This is a genomic window from Bradyrhizobium sp. USDA 4461 (assembly GCF_054055655.1).
On sequence record NZ_JBSRXM010000001.1, the window covers coordinates 4,822,446 to 4,846,181 of the forward strand.

Consider the following 23,736-nt stretch of genomic DNA (forward strand, 5'->3'; position numbering starts at 1 on the left):
GAGGGGCTATGAGACGTGCAGGCCTGATCATGCTCGCTGCGGCACTGGCGTTGCTCGCTGCTCCCGCCGTCGCGCAAAACAAGCCGGCGGGCAAGGACGCCAAACTGTACTTCATCTGGCCGCGCAACGGCGCTGTTCTCAAGGGCTCGTTCGTGTGCCGCTTCGGGCTGCACAACATGGGTGTCACCCATGCCGGCGACGACTATCCGAACAGCGGCCATCACCATCTGCTGATCGATGTCGATGAGCCGCTCAATCCGAACGAGCCGATCCCGTCGGACAAGTCGCATCAGCACTTCGGCGCGGGCCAGACCGAGACGCAGCTCGATCTCGCGCCCGGCAAGCACACGCTCCAGCTGGTGCTGGGTGATGCCAAGCATTATCCCTTCAACCCGCCGGTCGTCTCCGAGAAGATCACGATCCGGGTCAAATAGGCCGATACGGATAGCTCCGTTGCGAGACCGGCGCTTGCACAGGGCGGCGCCGTGCGGTTTGGTGCGCGCCGGCCGGACGGCAAGACCGGCGTGGAGGACGTCCGATGTTGTCTCGACTGCTGCGTCTGGCCGGTCTCGTTCTGGGAGTGATTGTGATGGCCACATCCGCAAATGCCGACGCCCTGAAGGATCAGATCGCACCGACCGGCAAGCTCCGGGTCGCGATCGCGATCAGTCCGGCGGGCGGCGCCTTCTGGTCGACCAAAACCGACAACGGCTATGCCGGCGTTCCCGTCGATCTCGGCCGCGAGATGGCGGCGCAGCTCGGCGTTCCCGTCGAATATGTCGTGCACCAGAACTCCGGCCAAATCACCGACGCCGCGGCGAAGAACACTTGGGACGTCACCTTCCTGCCGAGGGATCCCGAGCGCGAAACCAGGATGACGTTCGGGCCGATCTACGAGGTCGCCGACGCCACCTACATCGTCAGGCCGGGCTCGAAGATCACCAATTTTGCAAGCCTCGACCAGGACGGCGTCAAGGTCGCTGCCGTCAACAACACCACGACGATGCGCGGCGCGATCGCCCATCTCAAACATGCCAAGGTCACGGGCTATCAGACCTATGACGAGATCTTCCATCTGTTGGAGAATGGCGAGGTGGACGCCTTCGCGCTGTCGCGCGATCAGCTCCTTGCGATGGCGAAGAAGATTCCGGGCTCCTGCGTTCTCGACGAGACCTTCAAGCAGACCGTCACCGCGGTCGCCGTCCCGCTCGACCATCCGCTCGCGGCGGCGTTCGTCAGCAAATTCATGACGGAAGCGATCGCCAACGGCACGCTGCGCAGGGCCTACGACAACAACGGCCTGAAGGACACGCCGGTTCGCACCGAGGTGAAGTAGGCCGGCGCGTATCGACCCTGCCTGACCTCCCTCCCCGTCATCCTGAGAGCTTGTGACGGATTCGGCTCCTGCGGAGTTTTTGGCGGCTGTTCGTCGCAGCAATTGGCAGGTTTGAGTTCGAGTTCGGCGATGACCCGTTGTTTAGGCTCTGGAGAGGCGGTTGCCTTGCAGGATGTTGTTGACGAGGGCGTACCAGAGCACGACGGCACGGACCTTTTCGATGCCGCGCACGGTCAATTGCCGCAGGTCCCAATTGCGCCAGCGGGCATGGATGCACTCGCAGATCGACCGGGACCTGTATCGGGCCTTGCCCTCTTTGCTCGCCATTCGCGCACGCCAGGCCAACACCCCCGGACCGTCGCCGCGCCGCGGTAGATAGGGATCGGTACCGTGCTTGGATTGAGTGGGCGGACAAAAGATATCGATGCCCTCGGCATAGGCCCATTCGATGTCCTCGGCACTGCCAAAGCCGCCATCGACGAGATGGTCCTTGGGCAACCCTCCGGGCCGCGCACGCTGCCGCTCCAGCATGGGACGCATCAGGCCGCGATCGGATCCGATGTTGCAAATTCTGGTGTCGACGACGATCTGCTCGCCGGCCACGCTCGTCACCTGCACGTTGTAGGCGGGGCGGAAGCCGCCGTTCGCCATCTTCATGACCCGTGCATAGGCGTCCGTCGTGGAGGCCCGCGGCTCCTTCGGCGTCTTGCCGTTGCCGCGACTTTCTTCGCGCTCCTTGCGCTGCTGCTTGATCTCGGCGAGCGCCGTCTGCGCCGCCTTCACCCGCGCGCTGCGTTCCCGCGCGGCCCGCTCCTTGGCTGCCCGGGCACGCTTATTGCTGGCGTCCGAGCGTGTGTCGACCTCGCGCTTGAGGTCTTCCACCACGGCCTCAGCCTGCGCCAAATGCTTATCCAGCGTCGCCTCGCGCCGGAACGAGGCCGCCCCGGCGCTGGCCCGGACCCGCATGCCATCCTGCGCCAAGGTCTCCAGATCGACGAGACCGGCCTTTGCCAACGCTGCCAGATGCTCACTGAGCAGTCGGTCAAGCAGATCGGCGTTGCCGACCCGGAAGTCCGCCAGCAGGTGATAGTTCACCGACACCCCGCCGCACAGCCAGCGATAGGCATCGTGGCTCTCGCACAGCCGCTCCAACGCCCGCGCGCTGCCAACGCCTTCGCTGGCGGCATAGAGCCACAGCGCCAGCAAAAGCCGGGGCGAGGTCGCGGGGTGACCGGGACGATCGCCGCGAGCCTTGATCCGGTCCTCCAACTCACTCAGATCAAGCTCTTCGACATAAGACCAGATCAGCCGCACCGGATGGTCTTCCCCGATCAGGCTCTCAATATCAACCGCTCGCAGCGCAATCTGGTCGCGCTGGGGCTCACGCAGCCGCGGAGCGCCGGGCAAGCCCGCTTCGACTGATGGCTTCGCCTGCTCCGGCAGGTCCCCAAACAACTCATCGGCAGCCAACATCACCTCCCGCGAATCCATCATCGCCAGAGAATCACACCGCGCCGGCTTTCGGCTATAATGCTCGCTGAAACCCCAAAAAAATCACACCCTCTGAGGTGCGAGCGCAGCGAGCCTCGAAGGATCGACGGCCACCAGCCGGGCCGTGCATCCTTCGAGACGCGCGGAGCCTGTCATCGGGCCGCGCTTTGCGCGGACCCGTTGGCGCTCCTCAGGATGACGGGGAGAGAGTGGCGCATTCGGCTTGGGCGACATCTGGGCATGCTGCATAATTCTGCGCCATTGCGCCGGCCGGTTCCCGTTCGGTCTATCTAAGTCATTGGATTAACGTAAGTTTTATGACCGGCCGGCGCTCCCTGCGGTTGGCATATCCATTGCTTTTGGTTCTAGCAGTCAACGACGACTGCCGTTCTCCGGATTGCCGAAGCCAGCGCTGGCCGCGGCGAGGGGACCAAGGCGCCCGGCCCGGGCGCCGCGAGCAATCGTTCAAGCCCCATCTCCCCGGACGGACGAGCATTTCAACCCACCCGCGTCGCTTCCGGCAGGCAACCGGCGCGGCCGAATTGCGCAAGGGGACTTTACGAATGGCCTATCTCGCACCGTCCGAATTCGTCACCAAGATGGTGGACGCCGGTGAATCCAAGATCTTCATGTCGACGCGCGACACCGTGATCCGCGCCTACATGGCCGGTGCGATCCTCGCGCTGGCCGCCTGGTTCGCCGTGACGATCAACGTCAACACCGGGCAGCCGCTGGTCGGCGCGTTGCTGTTTCCGGTCGGCTTCGTGATGCTCTATTTGCTGGGCTTCGATCTCCTGACCGGCGTGTTCGTGCTCTCGCCGCTCGCGCTGCTCGACAAGCGCCCCGGCGTCACGCTCGGCGGCGTGCTGCGCAACTGGGGCCTCGTCTTCATCGGCAATTTCGCCGGCGCGCTCACGGTGGCGTTCATGATGGCGTTCGTGACCACCTTCGGCTTCACGCAGGAGCCCGACAAGGTCGGCATGACCATCGGCAATGTCGGTGAGGCGCGAACGCTGGGCTACGCGGCGCACGGCGCGGCGGGCATGGCGACGCTGTTTATCCGCGGCATGCTCTGCAACTGGATGGTCTCCACGGGCGTGGTCGGCGCCATGATCTCGACCACAGTGCCCGGCAAGGTCATCGCGATGTGGATGCCGATCCTGGTGTTCTTCTACATGGTGTTCGAGCATTCGGTGGTGAACATGTTCCTGTTCCCGTCGGGACTGATGCTGCATGCCAAGTTCTCGATCATGGACTACCTGATCTGGAACGAGATCCCGACCGTGCTCGGCAACCTCGCCGGCGGCCTCGCCTTCACCGGGCTGACGCTCTACACCACGCATGTGAAGACGGCGCCGAAGCGCCAGCGTCTCGCGGCTTGATCCAGGCCCGCTGATGGGGCTCTCCTGTCACGGAGGGCCCCATTCGCTTTTTGGACGGACGATGCCGCGCGCACTGAAAATATCGGTCGGGCAATTCTCGGATCAGGGCCGCAAGGACACCAATCAGGATTTCCACGGCGTCTTGATCCCCGAGGAGCCGCTGCTCGGCCTGAAGGGCATCGCCGTGGTGCTGGCCGACGGCATCTCCTCGAGCAGCGTCAGCCGTGTCGCCGCCGAGTCCGCGGTCAAGAGCTTCCTGACCGACTACTACTGCACCTCGGAATCCTGGTCGGTGAAGACCTCGGCGCGGCGGGTGCTGGAGGCGACCAACTCCTGGCTGCACGCGCAGACGCGGCGCAGCCAGAACCCCTACGACAAGGACAAGGGCTACGTCTGCACGCTGAGCGCGCTCGTGATCCGCTCGACCACGGCGCATCTGTTCCATGTCGGCGACAGCAGGATCTACCGCGTCGCCGGCAACAGCCTGGAGCAATTGACCAACGACCACCGTGTCGTGATCTCCTCGCAGCAGAGCTATCTCGGCCGCGCGCTCGGCGTGAACCCGCAGCTCGAGATCGACTACCAGAACCTTCCGCTGGCGCGCGGCGACATCTTCCTGCTGGTGACCGACGGCATCTACGAGCATGTCCCGGCGCGCCAGCTGGCGAAGACGATCAGGGATGGCGCCGCCGATCTCGATGCGGCCGCGAAGTCGATCGTCGCGCAGGCCTACGACAACGGCAGTCCGGACAATCTCACCGCCCAGATCGTCCGGATCGACGAGTTGCCCGACGGCGATGCCAGCGAGGTGTTCGGCCAGCCGACCGAGCTGCCATTGCCGCCGCTGCTCGATGCACGGATGCTGTTCGACGGCTATCGCATCGTGCGCGAGCTGCATGCCTCGCACCGCAGCCACATCTATCTCGCTGTTGACGAGGACAGCGGCACCACGGTGACGATCAAGATCCCCTCGATCGACCTGCGCGACGATGCGGCCTATCTCAAGCGCTTCGTGATGGAGGAGTGGGTCGCCCGGCGGATCGACAGCCCGCATGTGCTGAAGCCGTTTCTGCCGCAGCGCAAGCGCAACTTCCTCTACGTTGCGATGGAATATATCGACGGTCAGACCCTGACGCAGTGGATGACTGACAATCCGGCGCCGGCGTTGGAGACGGTGCGCGACATCACCGAGCAGATCGCGAAGGGATTGCGCGCCTTCCATCGCAAGGAGATGCTGCACCAGGACGTCAGGCCCGACAACATCATGATCGACAGCACCGGCACGGTGAAGATCATCGATTTCGGCTCGACCCGGATTGCCGGCGTTGCCGAGGCTGTGCCGGCGGGCGTCGAGGACATTCTGGGCACCCAGCAATACACCGCGCCGGAGTATTTCCTGGGCGAGGGCGGCACCGCGCGCTCCGACCTGTTTTCGCTCGGCGTCGTCACCTATCAGATGCTGACCAGCCGCTTGCCCTATGGCGCACGGATCGCCCGTGCGCGGACGCGATCCGATTTCAACCGGCTGGTCTACCGTCCGGCCGCGCATCGCGGCCGCGATGTCCCCACCTGGGTTGACGGCGCGCTGGAGCGCGCCGTGCACGTCAACCCGCTCAAGCGCTACGAGAGCTTCTCCGAGTTCGTGTTCGACCTGCGCAATCCCAACGCCAAATATCTGACGACGTCGTCGACCCCGCTGATCGAACGCAACCCGGTGCTGTTCTGGAAGTCGACCACGCTGCTGCTGGCGCTCGTCGTGGTGCTGCTGCTGGCGTATGGTGCGCACCATTGGCGGTAGGGCGACAACCGCGCCAATCTATCCCCGTCATCCTGAGGAGCCGCGAAGCGGCGTCTCGAAGGATCGACGGCCCGGCTAGTGGCCGTGCATCCTTCGAGGCTCGCTTTGCTCGCACCTCAGGATGACGGCGAGAGAACGTGCGCGCACCTAATACGTCGCACCGCCTGCGATCGGATCCAGCCCGCTCTTGACCAGCGCGTCGCGGGCGTCTGGTGAGGCGAGGAAGCTGATCAGCGCCTTGCCGGCCTCAGGCTCTTTTGAAACCGTCGCGATCCCGGCGGAGAACACCGTGATCTTCTGCAACGGCTCCGGCAAGGGGCCGACGATGTCGATGCCGGCGACCGGTTTCAGCTCGGAAATCTGCTGCAAGCCGATCTCGGCCTCGCCCTTGGCGACGATCTCGCCGACCGGGGTCGCCGGGATCATCCGCGCCTTGTCCTTCATCTGGTCGGCGATGCCGAGCTTTGCGAACATCTCGGTCGAGACGTAGACGCCGCTGGCGCTGTCGGAATAGGCGACCGATTTCGCCGAAAGCAGCGCCTGCTTGACGCTGTCGGCCGAACCGATGTCCGGCTTCGGCGCGCCTGACTTCACCGCGATGCCGATCGGCGACTTCACGAGGTCGACGCGGCTGTCGGCCACCACCTTGCCCTGCTTGATCAGGTCACCGAGCGCATAGCCGACCATGATCAGCACGTCGGCCGGCTCGCCGCGCTCCAGCCGCACCGGAATGGCGTTGGTCGTGGTGCCCATCGACGGCCCGAAGGCGGTCGCCACCTTGTGCCCGGTCTTGCGCTCGAACTCCGGCACCAGCGCCTTGTAGGCCGCCGTCAGCCCGCCCGAGATCATGACATGGACTTCGGCGGCCGATGCGGCTGAGGCGAAGGCGAGGGCGCCGACAAAAGCGAGCGTGAGGGCACGGAAGGCGGTCGAGGCGCGCATGGAGTTTCTCCCTGGACGATTCTTGGCAAGCGGGGTCGTCGTGGCGGGAAGACTATAGCGCGGGCGGAGACGTGGCTAGCCGCCACTCGTCATTGCGAGGAGCGTAGCGACGAAGCAATCCACGCTTCCGCTGCGGGACCGATGGATTGCTTCGCTCCGCTCGCAATGACGGGGAAAGGGTGTCGCCTAGCCCTCACGAATTCACATGCACGAAATCGCGCAGCAGCGGATAGATTTCGTTGTTCCAGCGCTTGCCGGAGAACACGCCGTAATGGCCGACGCCGGCCTGCATGTGGTGCACCTTGCGATAGGTGCGCACGCCGGTGCAGAGGTCCTGCGCGGCGAGCGTCTGCCCGATCGAGCAGATGTCGTCCTTCTCGCCTTCCACCGTCATCAGGCCCATGCGCCGGATCGCCGCCGGGTTCACCGGGCGGCCGCGATGCATCAGCATGCCCTGCGGCAGCAGGTGCTCCTGGAACACGTCGCGCACGGTCTCGATGTAGAACTCCGCCGGCAGGTCCATGACGGCAAAATACTCGTCGTAGAAGGTCTTGATCACCTCGGCCTTGTCGGTCTCGCCCTTGGCGAGATGATCGGCGAGATCGATGTGCTGCTTGATGTGGCGCTCCAGATTCATCGACACGAACGCCGTGAGCTGCACGAAGCCGGGATAGACCTGACGCAGCGCGCCCTTGCACTGTACGGGGACGTAATTGATCAGATTGTCCTCGAACCATTTGATCGGCTTGCTCTTAGCGAACTCGTTGACCTTGGTCGGCTGGATCCGTGTGTCGATCGGCCCGGCCATCAGGGTCAGCGATGCCGGCCGCGCCGGATGGTTGTCTTCCGACATGATCGCGGCCGCCGCCAGCGCCGACACTGAAGGCTGGCAGATCGCCACCATATGCGCACGCGGGCCGAGCTGGCCGAGGAAGTCGATCAGGTGGTCGGTATAATCCTCGAGCCCGAAGCGGCCATCGCTGCGCGGGATGTCGCGCGGATTGTGCCAGTCGGTGATGTAGACGTCGTGGTCCTGCAGCAGCGTCTTCACGGTGCCGCGCAGCAGGGTGGCAAAATGGCCGGACATCGGCGCCACCAGCAGCAGCCGCGGCTGCTCCGGTCCGTCCACCTTCTTGAAGTGCAGCAGCGAGCCGAACGGCGTCGCATAGGCGACCTCCTCGGTCACCTGGTACTCCCTGTTGCCGGAGGTCACGCTACCGATGGCGTAGTCGGGGCGGGCATAGGTCAGGGTGGAGCGGGAGATCAGCTCGAGCGCGGCGGCGAGTCGGCCGAACGTCCGCTGCGAGGTGCCCCGCGGCACCAGATTGAGGTAGCGCAATGCCGCCGCGGCGCCGGTCCGCCACGGCGCAGTGAGGTCCATATGGTTCTGGTAGGCCTGGTACAGCATTGACATCATACGCATCCACCCGGTGGCCTGGTCTGCCAAGCAATATCGAGGCCAGAGGTGGGCCGACTGCCCGGCAAATTGGCACGTCGCTTGCTGCAAAAACGAACGGCTCCCGAGGGGCGCGGCGGTTGGACCGCTCGCAGGGTCCGGGAGCCAAGCATGCGTTCAGGCGTGAGGACACCGAAATGGCGAAGGCGACGCTCACCATCAGCAGCAAGAATTACTCGTCCTGGTCGCTGCGCGGCTGGTTGCTGGCCAAATTCGCCGGGCTGGAGTTCGACGAGGTGGTGACCGCGCCCGATGACCCCTCGGCGCGGGCCGAACTGCTGCTGCTGTCGTCGTCGATCCTGGTGCCCTGCCTGCGCCATGAGGGCGCAACCGTCTGGGACACGCTGGCGATCGGCGAGTACCTCAACGAGATCATGCCACATGCCGGGCTGTTGCCGGAAGACCGGATCCAGCGCGCGCATTGCCGCTCGATCTCGGGCGAAATCCATTCCGGCTTCACCACGCTGCGGTCCTCGCTCCCCGTCAATCTCAAGGGCCACTTCCCCGGCTTCAAGATCTGGTCGCGGGCGCAGGCCGATATCGAGCGCGTCTGCGCGATCTGGCGGGATTGCCTCGACAAGTCCGGCGGGCCATTCCTGTTCGGCGAACGCCGCACCATGGCGGATGCGATGTATGCGCCGGTGGTGACCCGCTTCATGACCTATGACGTCAAGCTCGATCCCGTCCTCGCGGCCTATGCCAGGACCATCATGGCGATGCCCGAGATGCAGGAATGGGTCGAGGCGGCGAAGGCCGAGCCGGCCGACGTCGAGGAGCTCGAGGTCGAATATTAGGCAGTGCGCCTCCGGCCTGCCTGGGCCGGCGGCTCAAGCTCCAGGCAAGCCTTGCTCAATCGACATGCCATCGGCGCCAGGCATCGGCGCCGCGCGGCGGGCGTGCCAGGCAGCGGCCGAGCGCAAATTCGGGCCTTGCCCCAGATGCTTCCGCCGCGACATCGGCACATCGCGGGACCGATCGCCGCGGCCCGACCGGGCTGGCAAGGATTTCGCATAGCAACAACCGAGCTGTGACCGCGACGATGCGACGCTGCCGAAAATTTGGACGCTGAGCCGCGCCGCGATCTCGCGAACACGAGAACCGTGGAGGCTTGAAATGAACCAGCACGCCGTCGTCAGCAAATTCTCCCACGTCAAACCCGGTGACACCGAGTTCAAGGGCGGAGGTCTGCGCGACTTCTTCCTGTATCGCGATCTCGGGATCGCCGATGCCACCGGCGGGCAGGTGATCTGCCACCTGGTCAAGGCCAATCCCGACATGCCGCCGGAAGAGGGCACCGGCTGGCACAAGCATCTGTGCGATTTTCAGATCGTCATCATGACCAAGGGCTGGGCCCGCTTCATGTACGAGGACAAGGAGACGCTGGTCGAGGCCGGCGACGTCATCCATCAGCGTCCCGGCATCACCCACTATCTGTTCGATTACTCGAAGGACATGGAATACCTCGAGATCGTCAGCCCCGCCGACTTCAAGACCGTGGATGTGCCGCCGGCGACCGAGACCGTGCCGCCGACCACGCCGTGGAAATGATCGTCAAGGAGGACGGAGAAAGGGATCGCGATGTCGTCTGCGGAGGAATTAACCCTTGTTGTCGGCCGCTGGCTGCGGCCGATCGTCATGCTTCTGTATGTGGTGCGCCGCGTCGGGCTGATGACCACATCTAGCCGTGAACAACGGAGTACGGCTCTCGATCAGTGATTCGGACGCGGTTCGTTCCATCCGCGTTCCAAATCTTAAAGCGCAGCGCGTGCGCGTCGCGTTTTGAAACAGCATGCATGGTCCCGAAGGACCATGCGCAACAACGGCGCCTCACGGGATCAGGCCAGCGGTTGCTTCTCGCGCGGCTTCCGCCAGGCGATGACGTTGGCCTCCAGCGCGCCACCTGTCGTGTCATTGCGCCATTGGCCGTCGACGAAGCGGCAGGCGAACGGTAGCTGATACGTCCCGCTGTGATCCTCACAAAGCACTTCCACGCGTTGTTCCGGCGAAGGTTCGCCATTGCCGTCGAATTGCGCCAACCGTTTTTCGCGCGTTGCCATGCGATCTGTCTCCACTGCCCAAGGTCGAGCCAAAAGGGGTCGAACCAAACAAAGTTCCGAAGGCCCCCGTCCCCACGAGTAGTCCCCGTAATGAGTGCAGCACACCGCTCGAATGCGGTTTCAGTGTGGTATGTCTGCCCGGCTTTCTGCGTCGCGAGCACAAAACTGTGAATGACGCATGTGATGGGGGGATGCCGATGATCGCGCGATTTGTCTTTGCCTTGCTCGTGCCGCTCGCACTCGCGCTGGTCGGAACCGCGCACGCGCAGGACATACCCGGCATCGAGATCTGCACCGTCGAGAAAACCATGGAGCGGCGCACCAGCTGCCTGCAGAGCAATGTCGATTTCCTGCAAAAGACGATCGGCAAGCTCACCACGGATCACCAACAGAAGCTCGACGCGGCCAACCGGCAGATCGCGAGCTTGCAGAGCATGGTGGCAAGCTTACAAAAGCTCGCCACCGATTTGCAGGCGGCGCAGGCCAAGCTGGCCGAGGATCTGAAGAAGAAAGCCGACGCGCCGCCGGCAAAGGAGGCCGCGCCTGCGGCAAAGGACGGGACGAAATAGTACACCGTCATTGCGAGCCACCCGCTCGGCGCGAAGCGCCGCCGGATGACAGGCTCCGCGAAGCAATCCATCGCTCAGCTTGCCGAGCCGTGGATTGCTTCGTCGCTTCGCTCCTCGCAATGACGGCGGAAAGAGCCGTGCACTCGTCACGCCACCCGATATGTCTCCATCACGTGGCGATCCGGCTCATAGCCGAGCCCGGAGCCCTGCGGCACGGCGACATGGCCGCTGGCGTCGACAGCGATGCGGTCGCCCCACAGGCAGGCGGGGCGCTTCATGAAGAACACCTCGATCAGGCCCGAGTCACGGATCGCCATCAGATGCAGCGTGGCGAGGAAGCCCGGCCCGAAATAGGGCGAGTGCGGAATCACCTGGACGCCGAACTCGTCGGCGAGCACGGCGACGCGCAGGAATTCGGTGACGCCGCCGACCTTGATCACCGACGGCTGCGCATGACTGACCGCGCCCGCGGTCATCATCTGGCGGAATTGATGCACGGTGCAGGCGTTCTCGCCGGCCGCGATATCGAGCCGGCCTTCTCTGCGCACCTCGGCGAGCGTGGCAAAATCTTCCGGCGGCCAGACCGGCTCCTCCAGAAACAGCGGCGCGGCCTGTTTGCAGTCGCGCGCGAACTGGATCGCCGCCGGCCCATCCAGCGGGCAGTTCATGTCGACCATCAGCGGCACGCCGGGGCCGATCGCCTCGCGCGCGGCTGACACCGCGGGCACGGTGCTCTCGTGCAGCTTGATCGCGGAGTAACCGAGCTTGATCGCCTTCTTGCATTCGGCGGCGATATGGGTCGGATTGCCGATCCGCATCAGGCTCGCATAGGCCGGGATCGTGCTGCGCTTGGCGCCGCCGATCAATTGATGCAGCGGCACGCCCTTCACCTTGCCGGCGAGATCCCACAGCGCGATGTCGAGCGCAGAGATCGCAAACATCGTGATGCCGTAGCGGCCGAACAGATGCAGATTGCGCTGGATCTGCTCCATCGCGGCAGGAATCTGGGCGGCATCGGGCACCTCGAGGCCGCGGGCCTGCGGCGCGATCATCTCGGCGACCGCCGTGCAGCTGGTCTTCGGACAGACATAGGCGAAGGCATCGCCCCAGCCGGTCAGGCCGGCATCGGTCGACACCTCGACCAGCACCATGTCGAGCGCGGAGATCGCGGACGCGCCCTGGCGGAAGCTTGCGGGGCCTGCGTCATAGGGAATACGGATATGGTGGGCGCGGACGTCGGTGATTTTCATTGTTGTTGTCCTTCCGATCGCAGGATGTGCCTTTGGGTCGCGATGGCCGGACACTCCGGCCTCAGTGCGGCGCCGGGCTGATCGGCCGGGTTCCGGCCATCGCAAATCTTCCTTGCGAAAATCTTGCGCGTGAATCGTGTCGAAGACGTGGATGCCCGGCGCGGTGCCGGGCATCATGAAGCCCAAAGTTGTGGCGGTGGGCCTTCAGATCATGATGCGCTTCCACGGAATCGCATCATGATCTCAACTCTTTGTTTGAGCATGATCTTTTCGGAAAACCGGTTTCCACTTTTCCGGATCATGCTCTAAGAGCTCTTCTCGCCGCTCATCACGGGGCCGAACCGCTCCCAGCTCTCGCCCTTGAAGCGCATCATCTGCAACTGCTCGATCGGCGCATAGTCGTCCGGCCCGGTCTTGATCTTGGTGCCGGGCAGATAGATGCCGATCTCGAAATTGAGGCTGGCTGCCTGCTTCATCAGGTTCTCGCGGGTGAGATTGTCGCCGCATTGCCGCAGCACCTGCTCGAGCCCCTTGGCGACACCGTAGCCGAACACGGTCGAGGCGTCGTCCTGATCGCCTTCGGGATACCATTTGGTCATGAAGCTGCGCCACTCGACCATGGCGGGATCGTTCTTCCACTCGGGGTCCTTGGGATCCTTGAGATACTGCGTGGACAGGATGCCCTGACTCGCCTCGTAGCCGGCCGGCTTCATCACGCCGCCGATCGAGACCGAGACGTTGGTCAGGAACTGCACCGGATGCCAGTCCAGCTCGGCGGCCTTCTTGATCGCCTGCGCCGCGAATTTCGGCGTCGCGATGTTGACGAAGATGTCGGGGTTGGCGCCCTTGATCTGCACGATCTGCGAATCCACCGTCGGCGACGAGGTCTCGTAGGAGGATTCGACGACGATCAGTTTCTTCGCCGCGTCGCCGAGCCCCTCATGCAGGCCGATCAGATAGTCCTTGCCGAAATCGTCGTTCTGGTAGAGCACGCCGATGGTCTTGCCGGGATATTTGTCCAGGATGTATTTGGCATAGATGCGCGCCTCGACCTGGTAGCTCGGCTGCCAGCCCATGGTCCACGGAAAATTCTTCGCATCGTTCCACTTGGCGGCGCCGGTGGAGACGAACAGCTGCGGCACCTTCTTGGCATTCATGTATTTCTGGATCGCCGTGTTGCCCGGCGTGCCCAGCGGATTGAAGATCAACAGCACCTCGTCGCTCTCGACCAGCTTGCGGGCCTGCTCGACCATCTTCGGCGGCGAGTAGGCGTCGTCATAGGAGATGAAATTGACCTTGCGGCCGTTGATGCCGCCTTCGCTGTTGAGCTTGTTGAAATAGGCCGCTTCCGTCTTGCCGATCGTGGCGTAGGCGGACGCCGGGCCGGAATAGGGCATGATGTTGCCGACCTTGATCTCGGTGTCGGTAGCGCCCGGATCGTATTTCTTCTGCGCGCTGGCGGCGGTTGCGACGGCGATCGTCAACAGCCCCGCAAGCGCCGCCGACTTGACGCGGTTGGCATAGCTCAAGCGTTGGTGGTGCATCATTGTCCTCCCTGACATGCTGGCCGCGGCTCGTGCAGTCTTGATTTTGGGCTGCTTGATGAGCCGTCGGATCGATGCAACTGCGAGTATGCACGATTGCATCATTGTTGCCAGCGACGGCTTTGGGCTAAAATTTCGCTGAGCGGAACCAGGGTTTCGCGGCTGTGCAGCAAGGATTGTCAAGCGCCGCAGGCCGCAACCATGCATGATGCCCGCGCTTTGCAGGAAAGCTGTCGTCCATGAATCCAGCCCAGAAGGCGCTCTGGTACATCGAAAGTCACCTCCGCAGGTCGCTGACGCTCGACGACATCGCGGCCGTTGCCGGCGTCTCGCGCTTCCATCTGGTGCGGGCGTTCGCGGAGGCGACCGGGTTCTCGGTGATGCGCTACGTGCGGGCGCGCCGTCTCAGCGAGGCCGCGCGCGAGCTCGCGGCCGGTGCGCCCGATATCCTCACGCTGGCGCTGGATGCGGATTACGGCTCCCACGAAGCGTTCACCCGCGCGTTCCGCGACCATTTCGGCGTCACGCCCGAAGCCGTGCGCGCGACCACGTGCCTGACCAAGCTCAAGCTGCAGGAGCCGATCACCATGATCTCGACCGCTCTCGACCACATCGATCCGCCACGCATCGCGACCGGTAAGGCGTTTCTCGTTGCCGGTGTCGGCGAGCGCTACAACCACGCCAATGACAGCACGGCCGGCATTCCGAACCAGTGGCATGGTTTCCACCAGCAATGCGCGCATATTCCGCGTCAGGTCGGCCGGGTCGTCTACGGGGTCTGCTGCAATGGCGATGACGCCGGCAATTTCGACTACATCGCCGGTGTCGAGGTCGCCGATTTCTCCGACCTGCCGCGCGAGTTCGCGTGCGTCCGGATTCCGGCGCAGAAATATGTGGTGTTCACCCATGCGGACCACATCTCGACCATCCGCCGCACCGTCAACACGATCTGGAACAGGTGGCTGCCGCAATCCGGCATGAAGGTCGCAGACGCGCCGAACTTCGAGCGCTACGACGAGAAATTCGACAAGAACACCGGCAATGGCGGGCTGGAGATCTGGGTGCCGGTGGAGGAGTAGGCGTTTCCTACCTCGTTTGATGCGCGTCCCCCTTGCTCGTCATTCCGGGGCTCGCGAAGCGAGAGACCGGAATCCATTAGGCCGCGGAGCAAGTGGAGCAATGGATTCCGGGTTCGCCGCTTTGCGGCGCCCCGGAATGACGGGGGAGAGGCGAATCGGATGGGTGGAGCGCAGCGATACCCATCATCGTGCCGCGGATACGGGTTGATGGGTTTCGCTTCGCTCTATCCATCCTACGGCTGGGTGCCTGTGGAGGAGGGGCCGCCGCGCTCACGCAGAGCGGTCGCGGCGCAGCCGCATCGAAAAGGTGAAGCGGTCGGCCGGGTGCACGGTCGCGGATATTTCGACGATGTTGCCCGTCTGATCCAGATAGCGCCTGACATGAAATAAAAGGATTATGTCCGGACATAAAAAATGCCGGCCGTCATCTTGGGAGGTTTCCATGCGCGCCACCGTTCCGACCGCCACGACGGTTCTCGACTCGATTCTGTTTCGTGACGCCTTCGGCACGCCGGTCATGCGCGAGATCTTCTCGGACTATTCGCTGATCTCCCGCTACGCCGAGGTCGAGATCGCGCTCGCCAGGGCGGAGGCGCGCTGCGGCGTCATTCCTTCGGATGCAGCCGATGAGATCGCAAGGCGGACCGACGTCGCGGCGCTCGATTTCGATCTGCTGCGCCAGGAAACCGACATCGTCGGCTACCCGATCCTGCCACTGGTGCATCAGATGGCAAAGCAATGCGGCGAAGCCGGCCGCTATGTGCATTGGGGCGCGACCACGCAGGACATCATGGACAGCGCCGTGATCCTGCAGGTCCGCGCCGGCCTTGAGATCATCGAGCAGGACATCTCGGAGCTGCGCAAGATCCTCGCGGATCTCTCGAAGCGGCATCGCGATACGCCGATGGCCGGCCGCACCCATCTGCAACAAGCGCTGCCGGTCACCTTCGGCTACAAATGCGCGATCTGGCTTGCGATGTTCGATCGCCACGCCGAACGGCTCGCGCAATTGAAGCCACGCGTGCTGGTCGGCCAGTTCGCCGGTGCCGCCGGCACGCTGGCGTCGCTGGGCGACAAAGGTCTCGAGGTTCAGCAGGCGCTCTGCGAAGAGCTCGGCCTCGGCGTGCCGGTGTCTACCTGGCATGTGGCGCGCGACGGGCTCGCCGAAGTCGTGAACTTCTTTGCGCTGGTGACCGGCTCGCTCGGCAAGATCGCGCTCGACATCATGATCATGGCCTCGACCGAATTCGCCGAACTCTATGAGCCGTTCGTGAAGGGCCGCGGCGCGTCCTCCACCATGCCGCAGAAACGCAATCCGATCTCGTCGGAGCTGATGCTGGCGGCCGCCAAGGGCGTGCGCCAGCACGCCGGCCTGATGCTCGACGCGACGATCCAGGATTTCGAGCGGGCGACCGGACCCTGGCACGCCGAATGGATGGCGATCCCGGAGAGCTTCGTGCTGACCGCCGGCGCCCTGCATCAGGCCAAGTTCGCGCTCGGCGGCCTGATCGTCGACGAGGCGCGGATGGCGACCAATCTCGACATCAGCCGCGGCCTGATCGTGGCGGAAGCGGTGATGATGGGTCTCGCGCCGCAGCTCGGGCGCCAGGACGCGCACGACGTCGTCTACGACGCCTGCCGTCGCGCCAACGAGCAGCACATCTCGCTTGCGGACGCGCTCGCGGCCGATCCGCGGATTTCCTCGCGCATCGACCGCGCGACGATCGAGCACCTGACCTCGCCGCGAAACTATCTCGGCCTTGCGCCCGAGATGGTCGACCGCGTGCTGGCGAGCGTGGCGCGCTGATCCGTGCCCGCCTCGCGGGCGCAGGGCGACGCGGCTTGAGCGGGGGCGGGAGACGTCAGCTCAGAGTCGCCCGATGCCGTACGACATACTCAGTGTCGTCCCTGCGAAAGCAGGGACCCATAACCACCAAGCGTGGTTGTTGCGCGATGCTGGAACGACGAGTCGCGTTCACCACACCCGCTGCGGAGTATGGGTCCCTGCTTTCGCAGGGACGACACAGTTGGTGTGGCGAGTTTAGTGCGATCTTGCCAGGCAGAACGCGACCACCTGTTCCAGCGCCGTCTTCATCGGTGACGACGGGAACAGCGCCAGCGCGTCGACGGCCATCGCGCCGTAATGCTGGGCGCGGCTGATGGTGTCTTCCAGCGCGCGGTGCTTGGTCATCAGTCCGATCGCGTGGTCGAGGTCGGCCGATCCGATCTCGCCGCGCTCGAGCGCGCGGATCCAGAATTGGCGCTCGGTGTCGTTGCCCCTGCGGAAGGCGAGCACCACCGGCAGCGTGATCTTGCCTTCGCGGAAATCGTCGCCGACATTCTTGCCGAGCTTGGCGGATTTGCCGCCATAGTCGAGCACGTCGTCGACGAGCTGGAAGGCGATGCCGAGATTCATGCCGACCGAGCGGCAGGCGGTCTGCTCGGCCTTCGGCCGGTTGGCGATCACGGGACCGACCTCGCAGGCGGCGGCGAACAGCTCCGCGGTCTTGCCGCGGATCACGGCGAGATATTCGTCCTCGGTGGTCGCGGTGTTCTTGGCGGCGGCGAGCTGCATCACCTCGCCCTCGGCGATGGTGGCGGCGGCCGCGGAGAGGATGTCGAGCGCGCGCAGCGAGCCGACCTCGACCATCATCCGGAAGGCCTGGCCGAGCAGGAAGTCGCCGACCAGCACGCTGGCCTCGTTGCCCCACAGCATCCGCGCGGACAATTTGCCGCGGCGCAGCTCGCTCTCGTCGACCACGTCGTCGTGCAGCAGGGTCGCGGTGTGCATGAACTCGACCGCGGCGGCGAGCTTGATATGGCCGTCGCCGCTGTAGTCGGCGAGCTGGGCCATCGCCAGCGTCAGGATCGGGCGCAGCCGTTTTCCCCCGGAGGAGATCAGATGGTTGGCGACCTCGGGGATCATGGTGACTTCGGAGCCGGTCCGCGAAATGATCGTCGCGTTGACGCGCTCCATGTCGGCGGCGACAAGTCCCACCAGCCCGTCGATCGAAGCATTGGACGGGCTTTCGAAGGGTACAATAACCGCCACGCTGGTCTCCAATTTTGCCGAATACGCATTATGCTCAGTGATAACAATAGAAACTGCGAAGGTTTGCGGCAAGGCCACGAAGTTGTTGACATGTGAGGCATTCGCTGCACTGCCGGGGCGACAGGAGAGCGTATTTTGCGGGAATTGGTACGGACCAATGACGTGGTGCTGGTCTCCGCCATCGGAGCGCTGCTCGACAGCGCTAACATCCATCATTTGGTTCTGGACCAGAACATGAGCATCATCGAGGGCTCGCTCGGCGTGCTGCCGCGGCGGATCCTGGTGCATGAGGACGACAACCACGAGGCCCGCCAGCTCCTGACCGACGCCGGCCTTGGTCATGAATTGCGGGCCGATGAGTAATTCGACCGCAGATGTCACCGAGGACGGTTTTCTCGGCGGGCAATTGCGGCTGCGCCAGCCCCGCAGCGGCCACCGCGCCGGCCATGACGCGATCCTGCTGGCCGCGGCGACACCGGCGCGCTCGGGTGAGCGCGTCGTCGATCTCGGCGCCGGGGTCGGTGCGGCCGGGCTCGCGGTGGCGCGGCGGGTGAGGGGGATCGATCTGGTCCTGGTCGAGATCGATCCTGGATTGGCCGAGCTGGCGCGGAATAACGCCGCCGCCAACGCGATCAAGGCCGACGTGATCGTGCTCGATGTCGAGGCCGGTGCCGCAGCCTTCGATGCGGCGGGCCTTGCGCCCGACAGTGCCGACGTTGTGCTGATGAACCCGCCGTTCAATGATGCCGACAGGCACCGCGCCTCGCCCGACGGTGTACGCCAGCGCGCCCATGTCGCGACCGCGACCACGCTGGCCAGCTGGGTCCACGCGGCGCGGCGGATCCTCAAGTCGAACGGGCAGCTTGCGCTGATCTGGCGTGCCGACGGGATCGCCGAAGTGCTGGCTGCGCTGGAGCGCGGCTTCGGCAGTCTCGAGATCCTGCCCGTTCACGGCGAGGCGGCGCGGCCTGCGATCCGAATCCTGGTGCGGGCGACCAAAGGCGGCCGGGCGCCGACGCGACTGCATGCCGCGCTGCTGCTCAATGAAGAGTCAGGGGTGCCCAATAAATGGGTGCAGGAGATCTTGGCTGGAAAGGGAGAATTGCCGCTGGCGCGGCGCTAGCGGACAGGCGAGCTGCCCGCGTGACTGGCACTAAATCACTGCGAAGCCGTTTCCGACTGGCGTTCCGGCGTCGAGGTGAAGCGAATCGCCATCAGCAACGTACCGATCAGCATAATCAGCAGATAGATCTTCATGATTTCCTCTCCGCCCGCGCGTTGCTTCCCCAATGGCAAAATGCAAAACGCGTTCCACGGAATCCAATGACAGTGGCGTGATAAAAAGTGGTTAATTCGAGGTAACGGCATGAGTGAACAAATAAGTGATCGCCAAGGCCATTCTGGAGCACATTCCGGAGGACGCTCGGGACTGCTCGAACGCGTGCAGGGAATGTTGCCGGCACGTTTCCGGCGCGGCACGGCGGTGGTGCCCGTCGTGCGGCTGTCGGGTGTGATCGGCGCGGTGACGCCGCTGCGGCCCGGCATGACGCTCTCGGGCGTTGCCAAGATGCTGGAGCGCGCCTTTGGCACGCGTAATGCCAAGGCGGTGGCGCTGGTGATCAATTCGCCGGGCGGCTCGCCGGTGCAGTCGCGCCAGATCTATCTGCGCATCCGGCAACTGGCGGCCGAGAAGAAGCTGCCGGTGCTGGTGTTCGCCGAGGATGTTGCAGCCTCCGGCGGCTACATGATCGCCTGCGCGGGCGATGAGATTTATTGCGACCCGTCCTCGATCCTCGGCTCGATCGGCGTGGTCGGCGGCAGCTTCGGCTTCCAGGAGGCGATCAAGAAGATCGGCGTCGAGCGGCGGCTGTACACGGCCGGCAGCCACAAGGCGATGCTCGATCCGTTCCTTCCCGAAAACCCCGACGACGTCGCCCGGCTGAAGACGATCCAGCGCGAGATCCATGCGACCTTCATCAACCTGGTGAAGCAGAGCCGCGGCAGCCGCCTGAAGGCCGCCGACGACGTGTTGTTCACCGGTGAATACTGGGCGGGCGAGACCGCGATCGGTCTCGGGCTTGCAGACAGCATCGGCGATCTCCGCTCCGTCTTGCGGGCCCGCTATGGCGAGAAGGTGCTGACCCCGGTGATCGCGCCCGCCAGCGGCGTGCTGTCCGGCCTGCTCGGCCGCAGAGCGCCGGGGGCGGGATCGCTGGCCGCGCTCGACGGCTTGGCCGGCTTGCCGGACGATCTGATCTCGGCGCTGGAAACACGGGCGATTTGGGCCAGATTCGGGCTCTGAACACGGGGATGTGAGCGCGCCATTTAGCCCCAGAACCGCGATTGCGGCGCAGCCTCGGTTGGGCGAGAATGCCTGCCATTGGGGGCCTGACCGACGTGAACGACAAGGATCGACCGATGCCGCCGCTGATTGCATTCGCAGGCGTCCTGGGTGGCCTGGCCGTGGTCCGCTGGGCATACAAGACGGCCGTCCGGATCAACCAGGAACTGGAAGAGGCGCGATTGTCCCGCGTGTCCGAGGCCACCCGTGCCAGCGAAATCAAGACCCTGCGCCGTGACCCCGTGACCGGGGCCTATCGCCCGGGCTAGCCACTCCTATCATTCCGGGTTCGCCTCTTCGAGGCGCCCCGGAATGACAAACGTCACCCCCATCGCCTTGATTCCATTGGCCGCCGCCGATACGGTCCCGCGCGTTTTCACACCCCCTCGCGAGATCGATTCCAACGATGGATGCCCTGCCTGACCACATGCGCCCGGAACGTTCGTTCCAGGGCTTCATCCTGGCTCTCCAGCGGTTCTGGGCCGAGCAGGGTTGCGTCATCCTGCAGCCCTACGACATGGAAATGGGCGCCGGCACCTTCCATCCCGCGACTACGCTGCGCGCGCTGGGGCCCAAGCCGTGGAACGCGGCCTATGTGCAGCCCTCGCGGCGGCCGAAGGACGGCCGCTATGGCGAAAACCCCAACCGGCTCCAGCACTACTACCAGTTCCAGGTGATCATGAAGCCGTCGCCGCCGAACCTTCAGGAATTGTACCTGAAGTCGCTGGCCGCGATCGGGATCGATTCGGCCATCCACGACATCCGCTTCGTCGAGGACGATTGGGAGAGCCCGACGCTGGGCGCCTGGGGCCTGGGCTGGGAATGCTGGTGCGACGGCATGGAGGTCTCGCAGTTCACCTACTTCCAGCAGGTCGCCGGCGTTGAATGCGCGCCGGTCGCGGGCGAGCTCACCTACGGGCTCGAGCGGCTCGCGATGTATGTGCAGGGCGTCGACCGCGTCTACGACCTCAACTTCAACGGGCGCGAGGGCGCCGAGAAGGTGACCTATGGCGACGTCTTCCTGCAGGCCGAGCAGGAATATTCGCGGCACAATTTCGAAGTTGCCGACACCGCGATGCTGTTCGAGCAGTTCAAAATGGCGGAAGAGGCCTGCCGCAAATATCTCGCCGCCGGCTGGCGCGACGGCAGCAACATGAAAGAACATCTGATGGCCTTGCCGGCCTACGACCAGTGCATCAAGGCGAGCCACGTCTTCAACCTGCTCGACGCTCGCGGCGTCATCTCGGTGACGGAGCGGCAGAGCTATATCGGGCGCGTGCGCGATCTGGCGAAAGCCTGCGGCGAGGCTTGGATCCACACTGAAACGGGCAGGGCGGTCTGATGCCCGATCTTCTCCTCGAACTGTTCTCCGAAGAAATCCCCGCGCGCATGCAGGCGAAGGCGGCGGACGATCTGCGCCGCATGGTGACCGACAGGCTCGTCGCCGAGGGCCTCGTCTATGAGGGTGCAAAAGCCTTCGCGACGCCGCGCCGCCTTGCACTGACCGTGCACGGCATTCCGGCGCGCCAGCCCGACCTGAAGACCGAACGTCGCGGCCCGAAGATCGGCGCCCCCGATGCGGCGGTGCAGGGCTTCCTGAAGGCGACCGGTCTCGCCTCGCTGGATGAAGCGAAGGTCCAGAAGGATGCAAAGGGCGATTTTTACATCGCGCTGATCGAAAAGCCCGGCCGCGCCGCGATCGACGTCATCGCCGAAATCCTGCCGGTGATCATCCGCACCTTCCCGTGGCCGAAGTCGATGCGCTGGGGCGAACGCTCGGCGAAATCAGGCTCGCTGTCCTGGGTCCGGCCGCTGCACTCGATCATCGCGACCTTTGGTCTTGAGACCGAGGAGCCCGATGTCGTGAAATTCTCGATCGACGGCATCGAAGCCGGGCAGACCACCTATGGCCACCGCTTCATGGCGCCGGGCGCGATTTCCGTTCGCCGCTTCGAGGATTACGAGGCCAAGCTGAAGGCCGCGAAAGTCATCCTCGATCCGCAGGCGCGCAAGGACATCATCGTCGCGGACGCCAAGGAGCTGGCGTTCGCGCAGGGCCTCGAACTGGTCGAGGACCAGGTCCTGGTCGACGAGGTCTCGGGCCTCGTCGAATGGCCTGTCGTGATGATGGGATCGTTCGAGAAGGAATTCTTGTCGATCCCGGATGAAGTGATCCGCGCCACCATCCGCAACAACCAGAAGTGCTTCGTCGTCCGGGATCCCAAGACGGGGAAATTGACCAACAAGTTCGTGTTGACCGCGAACATCGAGGCGCCCGACGGCGGCAAGACCATCGTCGCCGGCAATGAGCGCGTGATCCGTCCGCGGCTGAGCGACGCGAAATTCTTCTACGAGACCGATCTCAAGACCAAGCTGGAAGACCGGCTGCCGAAGTTCGAGCAGATCGTGTTCCACGAGAAGCTTGGCACCCAGGCTGCGCGCGTCAAGCGCATCGAGAAGCTCGCCGCCGAGATCGCGTCGCTGGTCGGCGCCGATGTCGAGAAGACCAAACGCGCCGCGCGCCTCGCCAAGGCGGATTTGCTGACCGAAGTGGTCGGCGAATTCCCCGAGTTGCAGGGCCTTATGGGGAAATACTACGCGCTGGCGCAGGGCGAGGATGCATCCGTCGCCGCGGCCAGCGAGGAACATTGGAAGCCGCAGGGGCCGACCGATCGCGTGCCGACCGATCCGGTCAGTGTCGCGGTGGCGCTGGCTGACAAGCTCGATACGCTCGCGGGATTCTGGTTGATCAATGAGAAGCCGACGGGATCGAAGGACCCGTTCGCGCTGCGCCGAGCGGCACTGGGCGCGATCAGGCTGATCGTCGAGAACACGTTGCGCCTGCCGATCCTGAAGGCGGCCAAATCCGCGTTGCTCGGACTGTCGGCCAAGGCCGATGCCGAAACGTTGCCGAACGATCTGCTCGCCTTCTTCGCCGATCGCCTGAAGGTTCAGCTTCGCGATCAGGGCGCGCGTCACGATCTCGTCGACGCCGTGTTCTCGCTCGGCGGCCAGGACGATCTCTTGCTCGTCGTTCGCCGCGTCGAGGCGCTCGGCAAATTCCTCGACAGCGACGACGGCAAGAACCTGCTCGCGGGCACAAAACGCGCCAGCAATATCCTCAGCATCGAGGAGAAGAAGGACAAGCGTGCGTTTGACGGCGCGCCTGACGCCGCGCTCTACAAGCTCGACGAAGAGAAGGCTCTGGCTGCGGCGATCGATCAGGTGAAGGCCGAGGCCTCCGCCGCTGTCGCGAAGGAAGACTTTGCCGCCGCGATGAGCGCTATGGCGAAGTTGCGTCCCGCGGTCGATGCGTTCTTCGACAAGGTCAAGGTCAACGACGAGGACACGAAAGTGCGTGAAAACCGCCTGAAGCTGCTCAACGAGATTCGCGCCGCAACCCGTGCGGTGGCGGATTTCTCCAGGATCGAAGGCTGAC

Annotated in this window: 23 protein-coding genes; 15 read left to right on the plus strand and 8 right to left on the minus strand. The window is 64.4% G+C overall.

Annotation, left to right across the window (positions count from 1 at the left end):
• The first annotated feature begins 8 nt into the window (after positions 1 to 8).
• Together ACVINW_RS22210 and ACVINW_RS22215 are read left to right on the plus strand one after the other, a co-directional pair.
• Positions 9 to 434 carry a DUF4399 domain-containing protein gene (locus ACVINW_RS22210; RefSeq protein WP_456753259.1) on the plus strand — a complete coding sequence of 142 codons (426 nt, stop codon included), beginning with the start codon at positions 9 to 11 and terminating at the stop codon, positions 432 to 434.
• 155 nt (positions 435 to 589) lie between these two features.
• Positions 590 to 1,336 carry a transporter substrate-binding domain-containing protein gene (locus ACVINW_RS22215; protein ID WP_456753260.1) on the plus strand — a complete coding sequence of 249 codons (747 nt, stop codon included), beginning with the start codon at positions 590 to 592 and terminating at the stop codon, positions 1,334 to 1,336.
• Positions 1,337 to 1,477: 141 nt separating this feature from the next.
• On the opposite strand, the gene ACVINW_RS22220 is transcribed toward ACVINW_RS22215, so the two are convergent.
• On the minus strand, positions 1,478 to 2,809 hold the full coding sequence (locus tag ACVINW_RS22220; RefSeq protein WP_456756347.1) for an IS1182 family transposase: 1,332 nt from the start codon (positions 2,807 to 2,809) through the stop codon (positions 1,478 to 1,480).
• A 581-nt stretch (positions 2,810 to 3,390) separates the two neighbouring features.
• Between ACVINW_RS22220 and ACVINW_RS22225 the strand changes: the two genes are divergently transcribed.
• The gene (locus tag ACVINW_RS22225) at positions 3,391 to 4,209 is read left to right on the plus strand and encodes a formate/nitrite transporter family protein (RefSeq protein WP_050403146.1); all 819 of its coding nucleotides are present in this window, start codon (positions 3,391 to 3,393) and stop codon (positions 4,207 to 4,209) included.
• A 61-nt stretch (positions 4,210 to 4,270) separates the two neighbouring features.
• A complete protein-coding gene (locus ACVINW_RS22230; RefSeq protein WP_456753261.1) occupies positions 4,271 to 6,007 on the plus strand; it encodes a protein kinase domain-containing protein in 1,737 nt (578 codons plus the stop codon).
• A 147-nt stretch (positions 6,008 to 6,154) separates the two neighbouring features.
• Here the strand turns inward: ACVINW_RS22230 and ACVINW_RS22235 are convergent, their stop codons facing one another.
• Positions 6,155 to 6,949, minus strand: a complete 795-nt coding sequence (locus tag ACVINW_RS22235) for a substrate-binding domain-containing protein (protein ID WP_456753262.1) — start codon at positions 6,947 to 6,949, stop codon at positions 6,155 to 6,157.
• 193 nt (positions 6,950 to 7,142) lie between these two features.
• A complete protein-coding gene (locus tag ACVINW_RS22240; RefSeq protein WP_456753263.1) occupies positions 7,143 to 8,366 on the minus strand; it encodes a polyhydroxyalkanoate depolymerase in 1,224 nt (407 codons plus the stop codon).
• 176 nt (positions 8,367 to 8,542) lie between these two features.
• Here ACVINW_RS22240 and ACVINW_RS22245 point away from each other — a divergent pair, with 176 nt between their 5' ends.
• Positions 8,543 to 9,199 carry a glutathione S-transferase gene (locus tag ACVINW_RS22245; RefSeq protein ID WP_456753264.1) on the plus strand — a complete coding sequence of 219 codons (657 nt, stop codon included), beginning with the start codon at positions 8,543 to 8,545 and terminating at the stop codon, positions 9,197 to 9,199.
• 319 nt (positions 9,200 to 9,518) lie between these two features.
• Positions 9,519 to 9,953 (plus strand): cupin domain-containing protein, encoded by a 435-nt coding sequence (locus tag ACVINW_RS22250; RefSeq protein ID WP_456753265.1) that lies wholly within the window; start codon positions 9,519 to 9,521, stop codon positions 9,951 to 9,953.
• A gap of 287 nt (positions 9,954 to 10,240) precedes the next feature.
• On the opposite strand, the gene ACVINW_RS22255 is transcribed toward ACVINW_RS22250, so the two are convergent.
• Positions 10,241 to 10,462: a hypothetical protein gene (locus tag ACVINW_RS22255; RefSeq protein WP_456753266.1), complete on the minus strand. Its 222-nt coding sequence runs from the start codon at positions 10,460 to 10,462 to the stop codon at positions 10,241 to 10,243.
• A gap of 197 nt (positions 10,463 to 10,659) precedes the next feature.
• Between ACVINW_RS22255 and ACVINW_RS22260 the strand changes: the two genes are divergently transcribed.
• A complete protein-coding gene (locus ACVINW_RS22260) occupies positions 10,660 to 11,031 on the plus strand; it encodes a hypothetical protein (protein WP_456756471.1) in 372 nt (123 codons plus the stop codon).
• 146 nt (positions 11,032 to 11,177) lie between these two features.
• Here the strand turns inward: ACVINW_RS22260 and ACVINW_RS22265 are convergent, their stop codons facing one another.
• Positions 11,178 to 12,281 (minus strand): mandelate racemase/muconate lactonizing enzyme family protein, encoded by a 1,104-nt coding sequence (locus tag ACVINW_RS22265; protein ID WP_456753267.1) that lies wholly within the window; start codon positions 12,279 to 12,281, stop codon positions 11,178 to 11,180.
• A 305-nt stretch (positions 12,282 to 12,586) separates the two neighbouring features.
• Positions 12,587 to 13,828 (minus strand): ABC transporter substrate-binding protein, encoded by a 1,242-nt coding sequence (locus ACVINW_RS22270; protein ID WP_456753268.1) that lies wholly within the window; start codon positions 13,826 to 13,828, stop codon positions 12,587 to 12,589.
• A 236-nt stretch (positions 13,829 to 14,064) separates the two neighbouring features.
• Here ACVINW_RS22270 and ACVINW_RS22275 point away from each other — a divergent pair, with 236 nt between their 5' ends.
• The gene (locus ACVINW_RS22275; RefSeq protein ID WP_456753269.1) at positions 14,065 to 14,904 is read left to right on the plus strand and encodes an AraC family transcriptional regulator; all 840 of its coding nucleotides are present in this window, start codon (positions 14,065 to 14,067) and stop codon (positions 14,902 to 14,904) included.
• A gap of 270 nt (positions 14,905 to 15,174) precedes the next feature.
• On the opposite strand, the gene ACVINW_RS22280 is transcribed toward ACVINW_RS22275, so the two are convergent.
• A complete protein-coding gene (locus ACVINW_RS22280; protein ID WP_456753270.1) occupies positions 15,175 to 15,348 on the minus strand; it encodes a hypothetical protein in 174 nt (57 codons plus the stop codon).
• Between ACVINW_RS22280 and ACVINW_RS22285 the strand changes: the two genes are divergently transcribed.
• Positions 15,347 to 16,711, plus strand: a complete 1,365-nt coding sequence (locus ACVINW_RS22285; protein ID WP_456753271.1) for a class-II fumarase/aspartase family protein — start codon at positions 15,347 to 15,349, stop codon at positions 16,709 to 16,711. The genes ACVINW_RS22280 and ACVINW_RS22285 overlap by 2 nt on opposite strands.
• Positions 16,712 to 16,945: 234 nt before the next feature.
• Here ACVINW_RS22285 and ACVINW_RS22290 read toward each other — a convergent pair whose 3' ends face one another.
• On the minus strand, positions 16,946 to 17,956 hold the full coding sequence (locus ACVINW_RS22290; RefSeq protein ID WP_456753272.1) for a polyprenyl synthetase family protein: 1,011 nt from the start codon (positions 17,954 to 17,956) through the stop codon (positions 16,946 to 16,948).
• A gap of 135 nt (positions 17,957 to 18,091) precedes the next feature.
• On the opposite strand from ACVINW_RS22290, the gene ACVINW_RS22295 reads away from it, so the two are divergent.
• The 6 genes from ACVINW_RS22295 to glyS all read left to right on the plus strand — a co-directional run bounded on the left by ACVINW_RS22295 (position 18,092) and on the right by glyS (position 23,735).
• Positions 18,092 to 18,319 (plus strand): putative signal transducing protein, encoded by a 228-nt coding sequence (locus tag ACVINW_RS22295; RefSeq protein WP_456753273.1) that lies wholly within the window; start codon positions 18,092 to 18,094, stop codon positions 18,317 to 18,319.
• Positions 18,312 to 19,079: a tRNA1(Val) (adenine(37)-N6)-methyltransferase gene (locus ACVINW_RS22300; RefSeq protein WP_456753274.1), complete on the plus strand. Its 768-nt coding sequence runs from the start codon at positions 18,312 to 18,314 to the stop codon at positions 19,077 to 19,079. Before ACVINW_RS22295 ends, ACVINW_RS22300 begins: the two co-directional genes overlap by 8 nt.
• A gap of 243 nt (positions 19,080 to 19,322) precedes the next feature.
• Positions 19,323 to 20,258 (plus strand): S49 family peptidase, encoded by a 936-nt coding sequence (locus ACVINW_RS22305; protein ID WP_456753275.1) that lies wholly within the window; start codon positions 19,323 to 19,325, stop codon positions 20,256 to 20,258.
• A 116-nt stretch (positions 20,259 to 20,374) separates the two neighbouring features.
• Complete coding sequence (locus ACVINW_RS22310; RefSeq protein ID WP_456756472.1) at positions 20,375 to 20,566, plus strand: hypothetical protein; 192 nt, start codon at positions 20,375 to 20,377, stop codon at positions 20,564 to 20,566.
• A 137-nt stretch (positions 20,567 to 20,703) separates the two neighbouring features.
• Positions 20,704 to 21,639, plus strand: coding sequence for a glycine--tRNA ligase subunit alpha (locus ACVINW_RS22315; protein ID WP_456753276.1), 936 nt, complete (start codon positions 20,704 to 20,706; stop codon positions 21,637 to 21,639).
• Positions 21,639 to 23,735, plus strand: a complete 2,097-nt coding sequence (glyS, locus tag ACVINW_RS22320; protein WP_456753277.1) for a glycine--tRNA ligase subunit beta — start codon at positions 21,639 to 21,641, stop codon at positions 23,733 to 23,735. Before ACVINW_RS22315 ends, glyS begins: the two co-directional genes overlap by 1 nt.
• The last annotated feature ends 1 nt before the right edge of the window (position 23,736 follow it).